Annotated in this window: 13 protein-coding genes; 6 read left to right on the plus strand and 7 right to left on the minus strand. The window is 69.8% G+C overall.

Annotated features, from left to right (window positions below):
- Positions 1 to 112 precede the first annotated feature (112 nt).
- Both ACIBK4_RS31230 and ACIBK4_RS31235 read left to right on the plus strand, forming a co-directional pair.
- The gene (locus ACIBK4_RS31230; protein WP_398999992.1) at positions 113 to 1,264 is read left to right on the plus strand and encodes an ROK family protein; all 1,152 of its coding nucleotides are present in this window, start codon (positions 113 to 115) and stop codon (positions 1,262 to 1,264) included.
- 53 nt (positions 1,265 to 1,317) lie between these two features.
- The gene (locus ACIBK4_RS31235) at positions 1,318 to 3,648 is read left to right on the plus strand and encodes a glycosyl hydrolase family 95 catalytic domain-containing protein (protein WP_398999994.1); all 2,331 of its coding nucleotides are present in this window, start codon (positions 1,318 to 1,320) and stop codon (positions 3,646 to 3,648) included.
- 21 nt (positions 3,649 to 3,669) lie between these two features.
- Here ACIBK4_RS31235 and ACIBK4_RS31240 read toward each other — a convergent pair whose 3' ends face one another.
- Together ACIBK4_RS31240 and ACIBK4_RS31245 are read right to left on the minus strand one after the other, a co-directional pair.
- Entirely contained in the window at positions 3,670 to 4,428 is a 759-nt protein-coding gene (locus ACIBK4_RS31240) for an SDR family NAD(P)-dependent oxidoreductase (protein WP_398999996.1), read from the minus strand.
- Between the two features lie 33 nt (positions 4,429 to 4,461).
- Positions 4,462 to 5,664: a mandelate racemase/muconate lactonizing enzyme family protein gene (locus ACIBK4_RS31245; protein ID WP_398999999.1), complete on the minus strand. Its 1,203-nt coding sequence runs from the start codon at positions 5,662 to 5,664 to the stop codon at positions 4,462 to 4,464.
- 137 nt (positions 5,665 to 5,801) lie between these two features.
- Here ACIBK4_RS31245 and ACIBK4_RS31250 point away from each other — a divergent pair, with 137 nt between their 5' ends.
- The 3 genes from ACIBK4_RS31250 to ACIBK4_RS31260 all read left to right on the plus strand — a co-directional run bounded on the left by ACIBK4_RS31250 (position 5,802) and on the right by ACIBK4_RS31260 (position 9,398).
- Positions 5,802 to 6,734 carry a LysR family transcriptional regulator gene (locus ACIBK4_RS31250; RefSeq protein WP_399000001.1) on the plus strand — a complete coding sequence of 311 codons (933 nt, stop codon included), beginning with the start codon at positions 5,802 to 5,804 and terminating at the stop codon, positions 6,732 to 6,734.
- 115 nt (positions 6,735 to 6,849) lie between these two features.
- A complete protein-coding gene (locus tag ACIBK4_RS31255) occupies positions 6,850 to 7,728 on the plus strand; it encodes an SMP-30/gluconolactonase/LRE family protein (protein ID WP_399000003.1) in 879 nt (292 codons plus the stop codon).
- 173 nt (positions 7,729 to 7,901) lie between these two features.
- Positions 7,902 to 9,398, plus strand: coding sequence for a UxaA family hydrolase (locus ACIBK4_RS31260; RefSeq protein WP_399000006.1), 1,497 nt, complete (start codon positions 7,902 to 7,904; stop codon positions 9,396 to 9,398).
- Between the two features lie 3 nt (positions 9,399 to 9,401).
- Here the strand turns inward: ACIBK4_RS31260 and ACIBK4_RS31265 are convergent, their stop codons facing one another.
- From ACIBK4_RS31265 to ACIBK4_RS31280, 4 genes are all read right to left on the minus strand, one after another.
- Positions 9,402 to 10,016 carry a DinB family protein gene (locus ACIBK4_RS31265; RefSeq protein ID WP_399000008.1) on the minus strand — a complete coding sequence of 205 codons (615 nt, stop codon included), beginning with the start codon at positions 10,014 to 10,016 and terminating at the stop codon, positions 9,402 to 9,404.
- Positions 10,017 to 10,155: 139 nt separating this feature from the next.
- Positions 10,156 to 11,064, minus strand: a complete 909-nt coding sequence (locus ACIBK4_RS31270; RefSeq protein WP_399000010.1) for a GlxA family transcriptional regulator — start codon at positions 11,062 to 11,064, stop codon at positions 10,156 to 10,158.
- Between the two features lie 10 nt (positions 11,065 to 11,074).
- Entirely contained in the window at positions 11,075 to 11,674 is a 600-nt protein-coding gene (locus tag ACIBK4_RS31275) for a cysteine hydrolase family protein (protein ID WP_399000012.1), read from the minus strand.
- A gap of 167 nt (positions 11,675 to 11,841) precedes the next feature.
- Positions 11,842 to 15,216, minus strand: a complete 3,375-nt coding sequence (locus tag ACIBK4_RS31280; RefSeq protein WP_399000014.1) for a pyruvate carboxylase — start codon at positions 15,214 to 15,216, stop codon at positions 11,842 to 11,844.
- Positions 15,217 to 15,451: 235 nt separating this feature from the next.
- On the opposite strand from ACIBK4_RS31280, the gene ACIBK4_RS31285 reads away from it, so the two are divergent.
- A complete protein-coding gene (locus ACIBK4_RS31285; RefSeq protein WP_366432674.1) occupies positions 15,452 to 16,678 on the plus strand; it encodes a chitinase in 1,227 nt (408 codons plus the stop codon).
- A 108-nt stretch (positions 16,679 to 16,786) separates the two neighbouring features.
- On the opposite strand, the gene ACIBK4_RS31290 is transcribed toward ACIBK4_RS31285, so the two are convergent.
- Positions 16,787 to 17,530 carry a hypothetical protein gene (locus tag ACIBK4_RS31290; protein ID WP_399000016.1) on the minus strand — a complete coding sequence of 248 codons (744 nt, stop codon included), beginning with the start codon at positions 17,528 to 17,530 and terminating at the stop codon, positions 16,787 to 16,789.
- Positions 17,531 to 17,611 lie beyond the last annotated feature (81 nt).

Below are 17,611 nucleotides of genomic sequence, written 5' to 3' on the forward strand. Positions count from 1 at the left end.
GACATTCGTGGAAGGAATGGAGCAGGATTCGGGCGATGAGCGAGAAAGACGGACACAGGCGGGTGCCGTCCTTCTTCTATCTTCTTTTCCAAGGGAAATGTATGGTCGCCGCATGACGCTCGCCGATCAGCCACCCGCGGCCGCTCTGCTCTTCCAGACCCTGCTGGCCCACGGCCCGCTCACGCGCGCCGAGATCGGGCGCCGTACCGGTCTGTCGCCCGGCGCGGTCACGAAGGTGGCCACTCCCCTGCTGACCGACGGCTGGATCAGCGAGCTGGGCCGCTCGACCGAGCGCACCCAGGGCCGGCCGGCCACGCTGATGACGGTGCGCGGCGAGCGCGCCCGCTTCGTGGGCGTGAAGATCACCGGCGACGAACTCATCGGCGCGCTGACCGACTTGACCGCCCGGACCCTGGCCACCGCGCGGGCCGTCCTCGGTTCACGTGACGTCGGTACGGTCGTCCTGGCCGTCGCCCGGCTCGTCGACCAGCTGAACGCGCAGGCGGCACCGCACGCGCCGGGTGCCCTGCACGGCATCGGCGTCACGATCTCCGGGGACGTCGACGGCCAGACCGGGACCGTCCAGTACTCCCCCTTCCTGAACTGGCGCCGCGTACCCCTGGCCCAACTTGTCCAGACGGCAACGGACTTGCCGACCGTCATCGAGAACGACGTCCGCGCCCTGACCGTCGCCGAGCAGTGGTTCGGCGTCGGGGTCGGGCTGTCCTCCTTCGCCCTGGTCACCGTCGGCGCGGGCATCGGCTGCGGTATCTCCATCGGGGGCCGGGTCGTCTCCGGCGCCCACGGTGTCTCGGGAGAGGTCGGTCACCTGCCCGTGGGCGGCACGGACCGCGTGTGCACCTGCGGCAACACCGGCTGCGTCGAAGCGGTCGCCTCCACCCAGGCCATCACGGACCAGGCCCGCCGGGCGACGGGCGACCCGACGCTGACGATGGACGGCGCGGTCCGCCTCGCCCACGCCGGCAACGCCGACGTCCGCGCGGTCTTCGCCCGCGCGGGCCACGCCCTGGGCCTGGCACTGGCGTCGGTGGCCAACCTCATCGGACCGGAACGCATCATCATCTCCGGTGAGGGCGTGGCCACTTACGACCTCTACGAGGACCAGATCCGCACCACCTTCGCCGCCCGAGCCTTCGGCGCCGCGGCCGACTGCGACCTCGTCGTCAGACCCCTCCCCTTCGAGGAGTGGGCCCGCGGAGGCGCCGCCGTCGCCGCGCAGCACGTGTTCGCGCCCGCCAAATAGCCCACGCCCACAGCGAGTTGCTCTCTTTCACACCCGTCACGAAAGCGCATGCCATGCTGAAGGCCTTCTCCGACCAAAACCTCCGCGATGTCCGCGTCCCACCCGGAACCCTCCGCTACGACCACCCCGCCACCCGCTGGTTCGAAGCCCTCCCCATCGGCAACGGCCGTCTGGGCGGGATGATTTACGGCGGCACGGACCGGGAGCGGATACAGCTCTCGGAGTCGACGGCATGGTCCGGCGGCCCGTCCCCGGCAGACCTCGACCCGACCGCTCGTCAGCAGGTCCCGCGCATCCGCGAACTCCTCTTCGCGGGCGACCACGCCGAAGCCCAGCGACTCGCCGCCGAACATCTCCCGGGCAGGGCAAGCTCGTTCGGGACCAACCTGCCCCTCCCTGAATTCCAACTCGCCTTCCCTGAAGGGGCTCAGCCCCAGGACTACCGGCGAACACTGGACCTGGACACGGGCCTCGTCACGGTCACCTACGTACAGGACGAAGTCCGCTTCACCCGCGAGGTGTTCGCCACCAACCCGCACGGCCTGATAGCGATCCGCCTCACTACGGACCGCCCCGGAACGCTGGCTTTCGCCCTCTCTATCCGGGACGGCATACTCCCCGGCGAGACGACCACCACGGACTCGTACGTCGGCTTCAGCGGCCATGCGTACGAGAGCCTGCACAGCGACGGACAGCAGGGTGTCGCCCTGGAGATCCGCGCTCACCTCGAAGCCGAGGGTGGAACCGTGCACCGCACGGGCGATGCGCTTCGGCTGGTGGGCGCCGACAGCGCGATCGTCTACATCGTCGTAGGAACCGACTGGGCAGCAGGGGACCCGCTTGCGCACGCGGAATCGCTGCTGTCCGCAGGTCTGGAAGCCGGTTACGAGACCGTCCGGGCGGCGCACATCGCGGACCATCAGGCGCTGATGCGACGGGTCTCGCTGGATCTCGGACCGGCCGCACCCGACGTCGCGGCCCTGCCCACCGACACGCGCCGCGAGCGGCTCGCCTCCGGGAAGGCCGACGACGAACTCATCGCGCTCTACTTCCAGTTCGGCCGTTACCTGACGATGGCCGGCTCCCGCGCCAACTCCCCGCTGCCGCTGGCCTTGCAAGGGCTCTGGAACGACGGCCTGGCCAGCAGCGCGCCCTGGACGAACGACTTCCACCTCGACATCAACACCCAACAGAACTACTGGGCAGCCGAGTCGACCAACCTGGCCGAGTGCCACGAGCCGCTGTTCGGGCTGTTGGAGAAGCTGGCGGACCAAGGCCGGGCAACCGCCGGGGAGTTGTACGGCGCGCCGGGCTGGGTCGCCCACACGGTGACCAACGCGTGGGGGTACACGGCACCCGGTTCCGGCATCGGCTGGGGCATGAACGTGACCGGCGGGGCGTGGCTCGCCCTCCAGTTGTGGGAGCACTTCGAGTACGGCCGTGACGAGACGTTCCTCCGGGAGCGCGCGTATCCGATCCTGCGCGGGGCCGCCGAGTTCCTCCTCGGCTACGCGGTCGAGGAACCGGAGCACGGTCTGCTCGTCACCGGGCCGTCGGAGTCCCCGGAGAACTGGTATCTCGCGCCCGACGGCAGCCGATGTTCGGTGTCGATGGGGGCCACCGTGGACCGCGTGTTCATGGAGGCGGTTCTGCGGATCTGCGCGGAGAGCGCCGAACTCCTGGGTGTCGACGCCGAGTTGAGGACCAGGATCGAGGCCGCGCGCCGCAGGCTGCCGCCGCTCCGTATCGGGCGGCACGGGCAGGTGCGGGAGTGGCTGCACGACTACGAGGAGGCCGAGCCGAGCCATCGGCACACCTCGCATCTCAGCGCGCTGTTCCCGGAGCACCAGATCACGCCGCGCGACACACCGGACCTCGCGCGCGCCGCCGAGGTCACCATCGAACGGAGGCAACAGGCCCCGGGCTGGGAACAGACCGAGTGGGTCGAGGCCAACTTCACCGTCTACTACGCCCGTCTCCTCAACGGCGACGCGGCCCTGAAGCACCTCACCAGCCTGATCGCGGACGCCAGTGAGGCGAACCTGATGTCGTTCTCCGCCGGCGGGGTGGCGGGCGCTGCGCAGAACATCTACTCCTTCGACGGCAACTCCGGCGGCACGGCGGGAGTCGCCGAGATGCTGCTCCAGTCGGACGGCAAGGACGTAGAACTGCTGCCCGCGCTGCCCTCCGACTGGCCGGACGGGAGCGTGTGCGGGCTGCGTGCCCGGGGCGGTCTCACCGTGGATATCCGTTGGCGCGACGGGGAGTTGGACGTCGCCACGATCCGTGCGTCACGAGCTACGGACGTACGACTGCGCTACGGCGCCGATCTCCTCGAAGTCCGGCTCGCCGAGGGAGAGACGCTTGCCCTCGGTGTCGGCTGAGGGCAAGCGTCGGTGAGCGGGTCACTGGGCGATCTGGCCGCCGTCGACGAGGAGGGTCTGGCCGGTCATGGCGGTCGCGTCGAGGGCGACGAACGCGACGGCGGCCGCGATCTCCTCGGCCTCCAGCAGGCGGCCCATCGGGATCTGCTCGATCCACTGCGTCATGCGCCGCGGGTCGTCCATCCCCACCGTGTCGAGGATCGGCGTGCGGGTCCGGCCCGGCGCGACCGCGTTGACCCGGACGCCGTACCGCGCCCACTCGACCGCGAGCGAGCGCGCCAGCTGGGAGACGCCGGCTTTCGCGACGTCATAGGCGACGTGGTACTCGGGGTTGGAGCCGATGAAGGCGGCGATGGAGGAGATGTTCACGATCGAGCCGGACCGCCGGCTCACGAAGTGCCGGCCGAACTCCCGGCTGGCCACGAAGGTGCCGGTCAGGTCGACGTCGAGGACGCGGTGCCAGACCTCGTCCGTCACGTCGAGGGCGTCGTCCTCGTGGGCGATGCCGGCGTTGTTGACCAGGACGTCGACGCGGTCGAAGCGTCGTACGACCTCCCCCGCGACGCCCGCCACGGCCCGGGGGTCGGAGACGTCCAGGGGCAGGAACTCGCCGCCGACCTCCTTGGCGACGGCGGTGCCGGTCTCGGTGTTGCGGTCGGTGACGACGACCCGTACGCCACGGGCGGCGAGGGCCACGGCGATGGCGCGCCCGATCCCCTGGCCCGCGCCGGTGACGACGGCCACGCGCTCCTCGGTACGCCTCGGGGGCGACTCGGTCATCTCGTTCCTTCCGTCGATGGTGGGGCGGGGGTCTCAGAGGGTCCTGGACGAGCCCACTCCGGGGATCTGCCACCGCACCCGCGCGGCCGGATCGATCGCCGTCGAGGCACCGGGGGCTTGCGGACGCTCCATGAGCCCCTCGCGTACGACGCTGCGCTCGACGAAGGCTTCCTGCGTCCAGGGGATGAACTCGACCAGGGGCGGCACCTCGGAGAGGACGGTGCCGACCAGGTGCTGGTGCACCTGCATCATGTCGCCGGCGTGCGGCGCGAACCGCAGACCCCGTGCCGCCGCGTGCGCCGCGATCTGCAGGAACTCGGTGACGCCGCCGACCCGGGTGACGTCGGCCTGGACGACGCGGATGGCGTCGGCGGCCATGAAGGAGGCGAACTGGTGGTAGGAGTAGATGCTTTCGCCGGCCGCGACGTCCAGGCGTGTCGACGACTGGAGGCGGGCGTGGGCCTGGAGGTCGTCGGCGTGGACCGGCTCCTCGACCCAGTCCATCGCCGATTCCTCCAGGACCGGCATGATCTGGTTCGCCGTCGACAGGTCCCAGCGCTGGTTGGCGTCACACATCAGGGTCACGTCGTCGCCGAGCGCCCGTCGGACCGCGCGGACGCGGCGGGCGTCCTCGCGCCAGTCGGAGCGCCCCACCTTGATCTTCACCCGGGACCAGCCGTGGTCGACCAACGAGGTGAGATCGCGGACCAGTTCGGAGTCGGTGAGGTTGAGCCAGCCGCCGTCGGTGTTGTACGCCTCGACGCTCTCCTGGGTGCCGCCGAGCAGCCGCCACAGGGGCATGCCGGCCCGCTGTGCGGCGAGGTCCCACAGGGCGATGTCGACCATGGCGAGGGCCATGTGGACGACGCCGGCCCGGCCGATCCAGTGCGTGGGCAGCCAGTACAGGCGTTTCCAGGTGCCCAGGATGTCCTCGGACGAGGTGTCCAGGAGGGCGTCGGCATAGTAGGAGAGGATCACGTCGGAGAGGAGTTCGGGAGCGCAGTGGACGCCGGAGATCCCCGTCCCGACCAGGCCGTCGGCGGTGCGGATCTCGACCACGGGCACCGTCCAGTGCGCCATGGCGGCCGTGGAGTCGGCGATGGGCCGCTTCAGGGGCACGGCGAGGGCGTAGGTCTCCACGGAGGTGATCACGGCACCGTCGTCGCCGCGAAGAAGGTCCGCTCCGTGCGCGGACAGCAGCCCGCGGGCGGTGCCGAAAGAAGTCTGATCGGTCATTGTTCCAGTCGGCCATGATCGCCGGAACTCGTCAACAGCGAAATACGAATACACCTGATCTGCCGCGCAGATGACGTGCCGTCAGCGAGAATTCCGGACCGACGGTGGTCCGACCGCGAGGAGAGGAGGTTCGGTCAATGACGCTCGAACTGGCCTGGTTGCGTACCTGGGTCGAGGTCGTGGATACCGGCGGTTTCACCAGAGCGGCCGAAAAGCTGCATTTGTCGCAACCGCGCGTCTCGGCGCACATCGCGAATCTGGAACGCGAACTCGGCTGTCTGCTCATCGAACGTCGTATCCGGCCGCTCACCCTCACCGACGACGGCCGCGCTCTGCTGGCCCGGGCGCGATCGGTACTCGCCGCCGCCGACGAATTGGTCACCGCGCGCCAGACCGACCGGGGCGATATCTCCGGAACCGTGACGGTCGCGAGTTTCGCCAGCGGGAGTTCGGAATTCCTCCCGGCGGTCATCACCGCGTTGCAGAAAGAACATCCGCGGATCCGGGTGGCGGTCCTGGACGGCGACGCGGGCTTCATCGAGGCCGCGCTGTCCGAGCGCCGGGTCTCGGTGGCCCTGCGCCCGGTCCGGCCCGAACCGCACGACCACGGCTTCACCATGCGTCCGCTGTGGCGGGAACCCTTCGTCATGCTCGCCCCGACCGGCCATCCACTGCTCAAGAAGAGCGAGATCGAACTGTCCGACTTCGCGGACCAACGCGTCATCACGATCGGCGATCCCCTCGCCAATACGGTCGTCGGATACGAGGCCGAGGTCGAGTTGAGCATCAAGGACCTGGTCGCGCCCTCCGGAACCGTCTCCCACCAGCCGACCACTCTCGGCGCGATGGTCCGCGCCGGACACGGAATCGGCATCATCAACTATCTCGGCGCGGTGATGATTCTGCGCGAGGGAATGGAAATGCGCCCCATTCAACATCTCAACCGCTATCGGGACGTGGGAATCTGGTGGCACTCACAACGCCCCTTGGGCGCCGCCGCCCGAGCGTTCATCCGAGCGGTCGCGAAGGCACCCAGACCTGAAGGTACGACAGCGGTTCCACCGGTGTGAGGTATCTGTGGCCCATTCGCGGAACAAATACCCGGCATCCGTGAATCAGCGTTGACGATCGCGGGTGACCGGGGCGAGGTTGAGGGAAAACGAGGGCAGAGGGAATGGAGTCGCGATGGCCGATGTCCGCACGTACACGAATCTCGAAGTGGCAGTACGGAATGACACCTCGGACGTGGGTGAGGGGCCGGTGTTCGATCCTCGCACCGGGCATCTCCTCTGGGTCGACATCTACGGCCACAGGATTTATCAAGACAACCTGTCCATGGGTCGACAGACCGTCACAGACGTCGGCACGATGGTCGGCGCGGTCGCACCGCGCGCGACGCACGACGGTTTCGCCGTCGCGGTGGCGGACGGCTTCGGCTACGTCACCGGCGACGGTCTGACGCTGGTCGACCCGGTCCTCCCCGAGCCGAACCTGCGCATGAACGACGGCAAGGTGGACTCCCGCGGCAGGTTCTGGGCCGGCAGCAACGACATGGAGTTCGCACCGGGCCAGGGCCGACTGCACCGGTGGGACGGCGACGGCCCGAGCGTCGTCGCCGCGGACGGCCTCGTCCTGCCGAACGGCCTCGGCTGGAACGCCGAGGACACCCTCATGTACCTCGCCGACAGCTACGCCAACCTCCTGTACCGCGCGGACTTCCACGCCGAGCCGGGAGAACTCGGCCGCCTGGAGGTGCTGACGAAGACCGAGGGAGTCGGCGTCCCCGACGGCCTCGCCGTCGACGTGGAGGGCTGCTTCTGGGTGGCCATGCACGGCGGGCGCGAAGTCCGGCGCTACGACCCGACAGGCCGTGTCGTCGGGCTCGTACCGGTGCCCGTGCTCCAGCCGACGAGTTGCGCCTTCGGTGCGGACGGCCGCCTGTTCATCACCTCCGCGCGAAACGGCCTGTCCGCCGAGGAGTTGGCCAACTCCCCGTTGTCCGGTTCCGTGTTCGTCGTCGACACCGGGACGGCGGGGGTACCGGTGCGACCCTTCCGCGCCTGACCCATCTCCTCCCTTTCTGATCCAACTCCCCTTGGGGGACCGCGCATTCGTATTCCGGATGACGGACCATCGATAACCGTCTTTCCCCTGCGCGGTGTTGGCGTCCTACGGTCGATCACGTGAACCGTGAACGTCGTGACTCACTGGGACCAGCGGCCATCGTCAGACCGCTGGTGCCTCGTCCCGAAGCGGACGACATAGGGCTACTCCTCGACGATGCGCCACGCGGAACGCCCCTCGAACTCACCGACGGCACGAGACCGGCCGCCGAGGACATCGCCGCCGGACACAAGGTCGCGCTGCACGACATCCCGAAGGGCACACCGGTCCGCAAGTACGGCGAGGTCATCGGCGTGGCCCTGGCCGACATCCCGGCGGGCGGACACGTCCACGTGCACAACCTGGGAGTTGGCCGGTGGGAGGAGCCGACCGCGAGGCCGTCACCAAAGCGCACCCCGCCGACTCAAGTCTCCCCCACCCGCGACCACTTCCTCGGATACCGCCGCCCAGACGGACGCGCGGCCACCCGGAACTACCTCGTCGTCGTCCCGACCGTGAACTGCTCCGCCACGGTGGCCCGGATGATCGCCCTGCGCGCCGACGCCCTCCACAAGGGAACACCGGGCCTCGACGGCGTCATCGCGCTCCCGCACGACCTCGGCTGCGGAATGGCGGAGGGCACTGCGGGCGACGTCATCCTGCGACGTACTCTGCGCGGCTACCTCGGCCACGCCAATGTCGCGGGCGCCCTGCTGATCAGCCTCGGTTGCGAGGTGAACCAGCCGGAGAACCTCCTCCGTGAAAGCGACGACAGGGGTGTCGAAACACTCGCCATCCAGCAACTCGGCGGCACCGCAGCCACGTTGAACACCGCACTAGACCGCATCGCCGACCTGGTCTCCCGCATCACGCAGGCGCACCGCGTCCCCATCCCCCTCTCCGAACTCACCCTCGGCCTCCAATGCGGCGGCAGCGACGCCTACTCCGGACTCACCGCCAACCCCACACTCGGCGTGGCGGCCGACCTCCTCGCCGCGGCCGGCGGCAAGGTCGTACTCGGCGAGACCCCGGAGATCTACGGCGCCCACCACCTCCTGCGGGACAGGGCGACGACCCCGGAGACAGCGGCCCGCATCGACCAACTCATCGCCTGGTGGCAGGAGTACACGGCGACCAACGGCGCGACCCTCGACAACAATCCATCGCGCGGAAACCGGGCCGGCGGCATCACCACCATCTGGGAGAAGTCCCTGGGCGCGGTCCTCAAGTCCGGCACCAACCCGCTGAACGACGTCGTCGGATACGCGGAACCGATCACCGCACCGGGCCTCACCTTCATGGACACCCCCGGCTACGACCCCGTGTCGGCCACCGGCATGGTCGCAGGCGGCGCCAACCTGCTCGCCTTCACCACCGGCCGCGGCTCACTGTTCGGCTCCCGGCCCGTCCCCTGCCTCAAGATCAGCACCACCAGCGGGCTGTACGAGCGGATGCGCGGCGACATCGACTTCGACGCCGGGCCCGCGATGAGCCACGCCGACCAACTCACGTACGGAACCGCCCTGTTCGAGGCCCTCGTGGACATGGCCTCCGGTACGGAGAGCAAGTCCGAGGCGCTGGGGTTCGGGACGGAGGAGATCGTCCCCTGGCGCATGGGAGCGGTCCTGTGACGGTCAGCCGCGCTCTCGGTACAGGTCGCGCAGCAGGGCGATCTCGGCCCCGTGGTGCAGGACTTCCTGGTTGACCCACCACACGATGTCGATGAACGGCTCCTCCGCATCACTGCCGTGCGGATACGTGCAGTACCCCACGGTGTCGAGCGCGGTCTCGTCGACGCTGAGCAGTGCCTTCCGCCAGGCAACCGCACCGGCGTCGAAGGCATCGACCGCACCGACGGCATCGCCGCTGACGGAGTAGTCGTCCCGGGTCAACGAACGGCTGCCGGCCGTGTGGTCGGCGCGAAGGGTCAGCAACTCGGCGAGATGGCTCAGGCGCCACGCGATGGTGGTGAAGGGCGGCGGCCAGGGATGCGGATACGCGGCGGTGTCACGCCCCCAATCACCCTGTCCCGTCAGGGCGGTTGCCCGCGCTCCCGGACCGTCCGTCCGCCGTCGCACCGACCAGCAGTCCTGCACCGGTTCCCAGAAGTACTCCGCGTCGGTCATGGGCACGACCCGGGTGTCCGTCCCGTCGCCGCTGTCCATGACGGGCCCTGCCATCCGGCTGGAGAGACGTTCGCGCGCGAAGTCGAACTGGTCGAGCAGCGGAACCAGCCGAGGTGGGATCACTGGGCACTCCTGAGACAAGGCGGTCGGGCTTCGACACGGCGGTCCATCGACCCGGCAACCTAACAGCGTGCCTGCCCCGCCGCCTCTCAAATACGGGGTGCGGGCACCCAGCCGCTACTCGGTGCGGGCGCGCACTCGACTACTCGGTACGGGCCCGCAGTCGCCGCAGCATCCGGGCGTCCTCGAACCCGACCGACCGCGCGGCCGCGTCGATCGTGGCCCCGTGGCTGATGAGGTGCTCGGCGCGTTCGAGGCGCAGGGTCTGCTGATAGCGCAGCGGGGTGAGTCCGGTGGCCCGGCTGAAGAGGCGGGTGAGGGTGCGTTCGCTGACGCCGACCGCCGAGGCGAGGGCGGGCAGGGGAAGCGCCTCGTCGAAGCGCGTGTCGATGAGGTCCTGGGCGCGGTGCACGGTGTCGTCGAGGTGGGAGCGGTGCCGGAGCATCGCGCTGGACTGTGACTCGTGGCCGTTGCGGCGGGCGTAGACGACCATGTCCCGGGCGATCTGCGCGGCCACGGCGGGACCGTGCCGGGTGGCGACGAGGTGCAGGGCGAGGTCGATGCCGCTGGCGATGCCGGCCGAGGTGACGATCCGGTCGTCGGTGGTGAACAGGACGTCGCGGACGACCGTCGCCTTCGGGTGGCGCAGGGCGAGTTCGTCCTGGACGTCGTGGTGGGTGGTGCAGTGGCGGCCGTCGAGGAGTCCGGCCCGGCCGAGCGCGTCGGCTCCGGCGCAGACGCTGGTCACCGTTCCGCCCCGGGCGTGGTGGTCCCGGAGTGCCCGCAGCGTCGTAGCACCGATGGCGGGTGCGTCGGCCAGCGTGACGGCACGCCATCCCGGCACGACGATCAGGTCCTCGGGACCGAGCTCGGGCCAGTCGAGCCCGGCCGTCAGCGGCAGCCCCTGGGCGCTGGTGACCTCGGGCTGCTCGGCGACGTAGGAGAGCGTGTACGGGTGTCCGAAGTCGGCGGCCGTGGAGAAGACCTGCGCGGGGCCTGCCAGGTCCAGCAGGTGGACTCCGGGGACCAGGAAGAAGACGACGTGGCTCACGATCCGGTCATCATGCCTGATGTGCGGCGGCGGCTTCCAGTTCGTCGACCGTCGCGATGGTGGCGAAGCGGCCGGCGAGGGCGTACTCGGTGCGGCGGATGATCTCGTCGGCGGGGAGGGTGCGGGGGTCGGCGAGGAGTTCGGCCACGGTCTGGTCGGCGGGGGCGTCGCGGTGCGGGATGGGGTTGGTGGCGGTCGCGTCGGTGACGAAGGTGACCCCGTAGCCGAAGTCGCTCGCGACGCGGGTGGTGGTCTCGACGCACTGCTCGGTGCGGATGCCGCAGACGGTGAGCTCGCGGACGCCGTGCTCGGTGAGGAGTTGCTGCAGGTTAGTGGTGGTGAAGGCGTTGTGCGAGGTCTTGTGGAGGAGCGGTTCGCCCTCCGCGCGCTCCAGTCCGTCGATGAGCCGCACGTGGCCGAGGGCCGGGTCGAAGACGTCACCGCTGCCGGGCTCGGAGTGCAACACCCACACGACGAGGTCACCGGCCCGGCGGGCGAGCCGGACCAGACGGTTCGCCTGTTCGGCGATCTTCGGGTCGGAGATGGTCTCCCACAGCGGGCGGGCGCGGAAGGATTCCTGGACGTCGATGACGATCAGTGCTCGGGTCATGTCCCAAGACTGCGCCGTGCGGGCGGGATGGCGACAGGCCGCATCGGGTCCGGGACCGGACCGATTCGGTCACCGGATTGAGTGACCCGTCGCACTCAAAGCCGGTGACCAGGGCGAGCGACCTGCCTCACCCCGGTCACCGGACCGAACCGCCCGCGCCGCCCCGCCTACCTCAGCTCGACGAGCAGGTCACCGCCCTCCACCTGCTGAATACGGTTGATGGCGAGGCGGGACACTCGCCCGGACTTCGGCGCGGTGATCGACGCCTCCATCTTCATGGCCTCGATCGTGGCGACGGTGGCACCGGCCTCCACCTCGTCGCCCTCCTCGACCGAGAGGGTGACCACACCCGCGAACGGGGCAGCCACATGGCCGGAGTTGGCGCGGTCCGCCTTCTCGGTGACGGGGACGTCGGAGGCGGCGGCGGTGTCACGGACCTGGATCGGCCGGAGTTGACCGTTCAGCGCGGACATCACCGTACGCAGCCCGCGTTCGTCGGCCTCGCCCACGGCCTCCAGCTCGATCAGGAGACGGACGCCCGGCTCCAGGTCGACCGTGTACTCCTTGCCGGGGCGGATGCCGTAGAAGAAGTCCTTGCTGTCGAGGACGCTGGTGTCGCCGTAGGTCTGGCGGTGGGTCTCGAACTCGCGGGTCGGGCCGGGGAACAGCAGGCGGTTGAGGGTGGCGCGGCGGTCCTTGTCGAGGGCCGTGCGGTCCTCGGCGCTCAGTTCCTGTACGGGCTTGGGGGCGGCGCGGCCCTGGAGCGCCTTGGTGCGGAACGGCTCGGGCCAGCCGCCGGGCGGGGTGCCCAACTCGCCGCGCAGGAAGCCGATCACGGAGTCCGGGATGTCGTAGCGGTCGGGGGACGCCTCGAAGTCGGCGGGGCTCACTCCGGCGCCGACCAGGTGCAGGGCGAGGTCGCCGACGACCTTCGACGACGGGGTGACCTTCACCAGGTGGCCGAGGATGCGGTCGGCGGCGGCGTACATCGCCTCGATGTCCTCGAACCGGTCGCCGAGGCCGAGGGCAATGGCCTGGGTGCGCAGGTTGGAGAGCTGTCCGCCGGGGATCTCGTGGTGGTAGACGCGGCCGGTGGGCGAGGCGAGGCCCGCCTCGAAGGGGGCGTAGATCTTGCGGACGCTCTCCCAGTACGGTTCCAGGTCGCCGATGGCCTGGAGGTCGAGGCCGGTGGGGCGCTCGGAGTAGTCGGTCGCGGCGACGATCGCGGAGAGGGACGGCTGCGAGGTCGTACCCGCCATGGAGGCCACCGCGCCGTCGACAGCGTCCGCGCCGGCCTGGATCGCGGCGAGGTAGGTGGCGAGCTGGCCGCCCGCCGTGTCGTGCGTGTGCAGGTGGACCGGCAGGCCGAACTCGCGGCGCAGCGCCGACACGAGCGTCGCGGCGGCGGGTGCTCGCAGCAGGCCCGCCATGTCCTTGACGGCCAGGACGTGTGCGCCCGCTTCTACGATCTGTTCCGCGAGCCGGAGATAGTAATCCAGCGTGTACAGGCGCTCGTTGGGGTCGGACAGGTCCGAGGTGTAGCAGAGGGCGACCTCGGCGATCGACGTTCCCGTGGCCCGTACGGCGTCGATGGCCGGGCGCATCTGGCCCACGTCGTTCAGCGCGTCGAAGATGCGGAAGATGTCGATGCCGGTGGCGGCGGCCTCCTGGACGAAGGCGTCGGTCACCTGGGTCGGGTACGGCGTGTAGCCGACGGTGTTGCGGCCGCGCAGCAGCATCTGGAGGCAGATGTTGGGGACGGCCTCGCGCAGGGCGGCCAGCCGGTCCCAGGGGTCCTCGGCGAGGAAGCGCAGCGCGACGTCGTAGGTGGCGCCGCCCCAGCACTCCAGGGAGAGCAGTTGGGGCACGGTGTGGGCGACGACCGGGGCGACCGCGAGGAGGTCCTTGGTGCGGACGCGGGTGGCGAGGAGCGACTGGTGGGCGTCGCGGAAGGTGGTGTCGGTGACGCCGATCGTGGGCGACTCGCGCAGGTGGCGGGCGAAGCCCTCGGGGCCGAGTTCGGCGAGCAACTGCCGGGAACCAGCCGGGGGTTCGGTGTTCGGGACCGGCGGCAGCTTGGTGGTCGGGTCGATCAGGTCGGGGCGTTCGCCGTGCGGCTTGTTGACCGTGACGTCGGCCAGGTAGGTGAGCAACTTGGTGCCGCGGTCGGCCGATTGACGGGCCGTCAGCAACTGCGGGCGCTGCTCGATGAACGACGTGGTGATCCGTCCGGCCTGGAAGTCCGGGTCGTCCAACACCGCTTGCAGGAAGGGGATGTTGGTGGCCACACCCCGGATCCGGAACTCGGCGACGGCGCGCCGGGCGCGGTTGACGGCGGTGGTGAAGTCCCTTCCCCGGCAGGTGAGTTTGACCAGCATGGAGTCGAAGTGCGCGCTGATCTCCGTACCCGCGTGGGTGGTTCCGCCGTCGAGTCGGATGCCGGAGCCGCCGGGCGAGCGGTAGGCGCTGATCCGGCCGGTGTCCGGGCGGAAGCCGTTGGCGGGGTCCTCGGTGGTGATCCGGCACTGAAGTGCGGCGCCGTGCAGGGTGACCGTCTCCTGGGACAGACCCAGGTCGGCGAGGGTCTCCCCCGAGGCGATCCGCAACTGCGCCTGCACGAGGTCGACGTCGGTGACCTCCTCGGTGACCGTGTGCTCGACCTGGATGCGCGGGTTCATCTCGATGAAGACGTGGTTGCCGGCCGGGTCGAGGAGGAACTCGACGGTTCCCGCGTTGCGGTAGCCGATCTCGCGGGCGAAGCGGACCGCGTCGGCGCAGATCCGGTCGCGCAGTTCGGGGGCGAGGTTGGGCGCGGGGGCCAGCTCGACGACCTTCTGGTGCCGGCGTTGCAGCGAGCAGTCGCGCTCGAAGAGGTGGATGACGTTGCCCTCGCCGTCGGCGAGAATCTGCACTTCGATGTGCCGGGGGTCGACGACGGCCTTCTCCAGGAATACCGTGGCGTCGCCGAAGGCGGACATGGCCTCGCGGGCGGCGGCCTCGATGGACTCGCGCAGGGCGGCCGGGTCCTCGACGCGGCGCATCCCGCGTCCGCCACCGCCGGCGACCGCCTTCACGAACACCGGGAAGCCGATCTCCTCGGCCGCGCGGACCAGTTCGTCGACGTCGGTGGAGGGCGCCGAGGAGCCGAGCACCGGGACGCCGGCCGCGCGGGCGGCGGCGATCGCCGTGGCCTTGTTGCCGGTCATCTCCAGGATGTGGGCACTGGGACCGACGAAGGTGATGCCCGCCTCCTCGCAGGCGCGGGCGAGTTCGGGGTTCTCGGAGAGGAACCCGTAGCCCGGATAGACCGCGTCCGCTCCCGCCCGCTGGGCCGCGCGGACGATCTCCTCGACGGAGAGATAGGCGCGGACCGGATGCCCGGGCTGGCCGATCTCGTAGGCCTCGTCGGCCTTGAGCCGGTGCAGCGAATTGCGGTCCTCGTGCGGGAAGACCGCGACCGTTCGCGCGCCCAGCTCATAGCCGGCGCGGAACGCCCTGATCGCGATCTCTCCACGGTTGGCGACCAGCACCTTGCGGAACATTCCCGATCCCTTCAGCCTGCCGATGACGTGCACCATGGTGTCGGCGCCGCCCCTGTAACGCCATGTGAGCCGGGACACTAGTCGCAAACGTGTCGCGTCGAGCGCTCCGCCGGGCCGCCGGTAAAGAAATCGTATGGTCTAGTCCAAAGTGGGCTTTGGTCCAGTCCAATCCATTGACGTGGCCGCGACAGAGCCAGAAGCTGGGCGCCTCCCCCATCCCCACCGGAGGCACAACGTGACACGTCTTCGTGCATGTCTGGTCGCGGCGGCCGCCGTCACGACCGCCGCCGCGGGCACGACCGCGCTGGTCGCGACCAACGCCCAGGGCGCCACCGACGCGGCCACCGCGCTCAGCAACCGCTGGTACGCCGCGGCCCCCTATCTGATGCCGACGGACAACAACCCGCCGGACGCGGGCGCCATCATGGACGCCACCGGCCTCAAGGCCTTCCAGCTCGCCTTCGTCCTCGCCCCCAACGGCGGCGGCTGCACCCCCACCTGGGGCGGCACCTCACCGGTCTCCTCGGACACCGCCGTCCAGTCGGTCATCAACACGATCCGCGCCAAGGGCGGCGACGTCTCCGTCTCCATCGGCGGCTACGGCGGCACCAAGCTCGGCCAGGCCTGCGCCGACCCGGCCTCGACGGCCGCGGCGTACCAGCAGGTGATCACCAAGTACGGCCTGCACGCGATCGACTTCGACCTGGAGGAGCCGGAGTACGAGAACACCGCGGCCATCCACAACGAGATCGGCGCGGCCAAGATCCTCCAGCAGAACAACGCGGGCCTGTACGTCTCCGTCACCACGGCCGGTACGGCGGACGGCACCGGCTGGTTCGGCAAGCAGATGTTGTTGGAAGCAAAGTCGCAGGGCTTCACGCCGAACAACTTCTCCATCATGCCGTTCGACGGTGGCTTCAACGGCGCGGCCTCGCAGACCAGCGCGCTCACCAACTTCAACTCCATCCTGCAGTCCACGTTCGGCTGGGACCAGGCGACCGCGTACGCCCACGAGGGCTTCTCGGGCATGAACGGGCGCAGCGACACCGGCGAGTACTTCACCCAGGCGGACTTCCAGACCGTCCTGAACTACGCCACCAGCCACAACATGGACCGCTTCACGTTCTGGTCCCTCAACCGCGACCGCCAGTGCAGCCCGGTCGACAACGGCGGTACGACGTCCGGGACCTGCTCCAGCGTGGCGCAGAACGCGTGGGACTTCGCGAAGTACTCGGTGCAGTTCGCGGGCGTCACCCCGCCGACCTCGACACCCACGCCGACCCCGACTCCGACGCCCACCCCCGGCGGTACGTGCAAGACGGCGTGGAGTTCCACGGCCGTCTACACGCAGGGCAACGAGGTGTCGTACGGCAACCACAACTGGGTCGCCAAGTGGTGGACCCAGAACGAGGTGCCCGGTGCCTCCCAGTGGGGCCCCTGGCAGGACGAGGGCTCCTGCTGATCCGGCGGGATCAGTAGGACGTGGACCGCGACGCCAAGTGGGCCTTGAACAGGCGTACTTGGCGTCGCGGTCCGCCACGGCACGCTTCCGGCACGTCCGACTTCCTCGCTATCCCAGGATGTTGACCGCTCGCGCGACGACCAGGACGACGATCACCACGGAGACCGTGGACTGGCCCATCATCAGCATCTTGGCCCAGCGGGACAGCGGCATCACGTCGGTCGGGCTGAAGGCCGTGGAGTTGGTGAAGGCCAGGTACAGGTAGTCCAGGAACACCGGTTCCCAGTCCTGCGGCGCGGTCTCCGGGCTCTGCATCTGGACGAAGAGGAAGTCGGCGTACTGCCGGTGTCCCATGACCCGCGCCATCGGCCCGCCCCGGTCCCACTCCCAGTACCAGAGGGCGAACACGATGACGTTCGTCAGCCAGATGGCCCCGCCGGTGAGCAGCAGCGGCCCGGCGTCCAGCCGCTCGGTGCCCTTGACCAGGCCCGCCACCAACCGGACAGCCGACCAGCTGTTGGCCAGGCTGATCACCCCCGTCAGGACCAGGCTCGGCCAGCGCAGCCACCGCGTGCCGGGCTCGATCCGCCGGGGATTGGCGACGAACAGGCCGACCATCAGGGCGAGTTCGAGGGCCGGCAGCAGCCAGTACGGCTGGAAGGCGAGCCGGTGCGGCAGCATCAGCTGCAGGAAGACCGCCACCAGGATCACGGCGGACACCGCCAACCGCGTCTCACCACGCGTCACCCGGCGCCACGCGGGCACCACATCACGCCTGCTGTCCTCCAGCAGCCGCTCGACCCTGGCCAAGCGGCTCTCGGAGTCGCCCCTACCGTCCGTACCGTCCGTCATGGCACCGATTGTCCCCGGCCGGGAACCGATCGCCCCACTCGCCCCACCCTGCGGGCCCGCGGATGTTCCGGCCGGTCGCGG

Source organism: Streptomyces sp. NPDC050528, from assembly GCF_044457795.1.
GTDB lineage: Bacteria > Actinomycetota > Actinomycetes > Streptomycetales > Streptomycetaceae > Streptomyces.

Excerpts from the sequence above, each read along its gene's own strand:
- ACIBK4_RS31230 (WP_398999992.1), top strand. The coding sequence starts at position 113 with ATGACGCTCGCCGATCAGCCACCCGCGGCCGCTCTGCTCTTCCAGACC.
- ACIBK4_RS31235 (WP_398999994.1), top strand. The coding sequence starts at position 1,318 with ATGCTGAAGGCCTTCTCCGACCAAAACCTCCGCGATGTCCGCGTCCCA.
- ACIBK4_RS31240 (WP_398999996.1), bottom strand. The coding sequence starts at position 4,428 with ATGACCGAGTCGCCCCCGAGGCGTACCGAGGAGCGCGTGGCCGTCGTC.
- ACIBK4_RS31245 (WP_398999999.1), bottom strand. The coding sequence starts at position 5,664 with ATGACCGATCAGACTTCTTTCGGCACCGCCCGCGGGCTGCTGTCCGCG.
- ACIBK4_RS31250 (WP_399000001.1), top strand. The coding sequence starts at position 5,802 with ATGACGCTCGAACTGGCCTGGTTGCGTACCTGGGTCGAGGTCGTGGAT.
- ACIBK4_RS31255 (WP_399000003.1), top strand. The coding sequence starts at position 6,850 with ATGGCCGATGTCCGCACGTACACGAATCTCGAAGTGGCAGTACGGAAT.
- ACIBK4_RS31275 (WP_399000012.1), bottom strand. The coding sequence starts at position 11,674 with ATGACCCGAGCACTGATCGTCATCGACGTCCAGGAATCCTTCCGCGCC.
- ACIBK4_RS31280 (WP_399000014.1), bottom strand. The coding sequence starts at position 15,216 with ATGTTCCGCAAGGTGCTGGTCGCCAACCGTGGAGAGATCGCGATCAGG.
- ACIBK4_RS31290 (WP_399000016.1), bottom strand. The coding sequence starts at position 17,530 with ATGACGGACGGTACGGACGGTAGGGGCGACTCCGAGAGCCGCTTGGCC.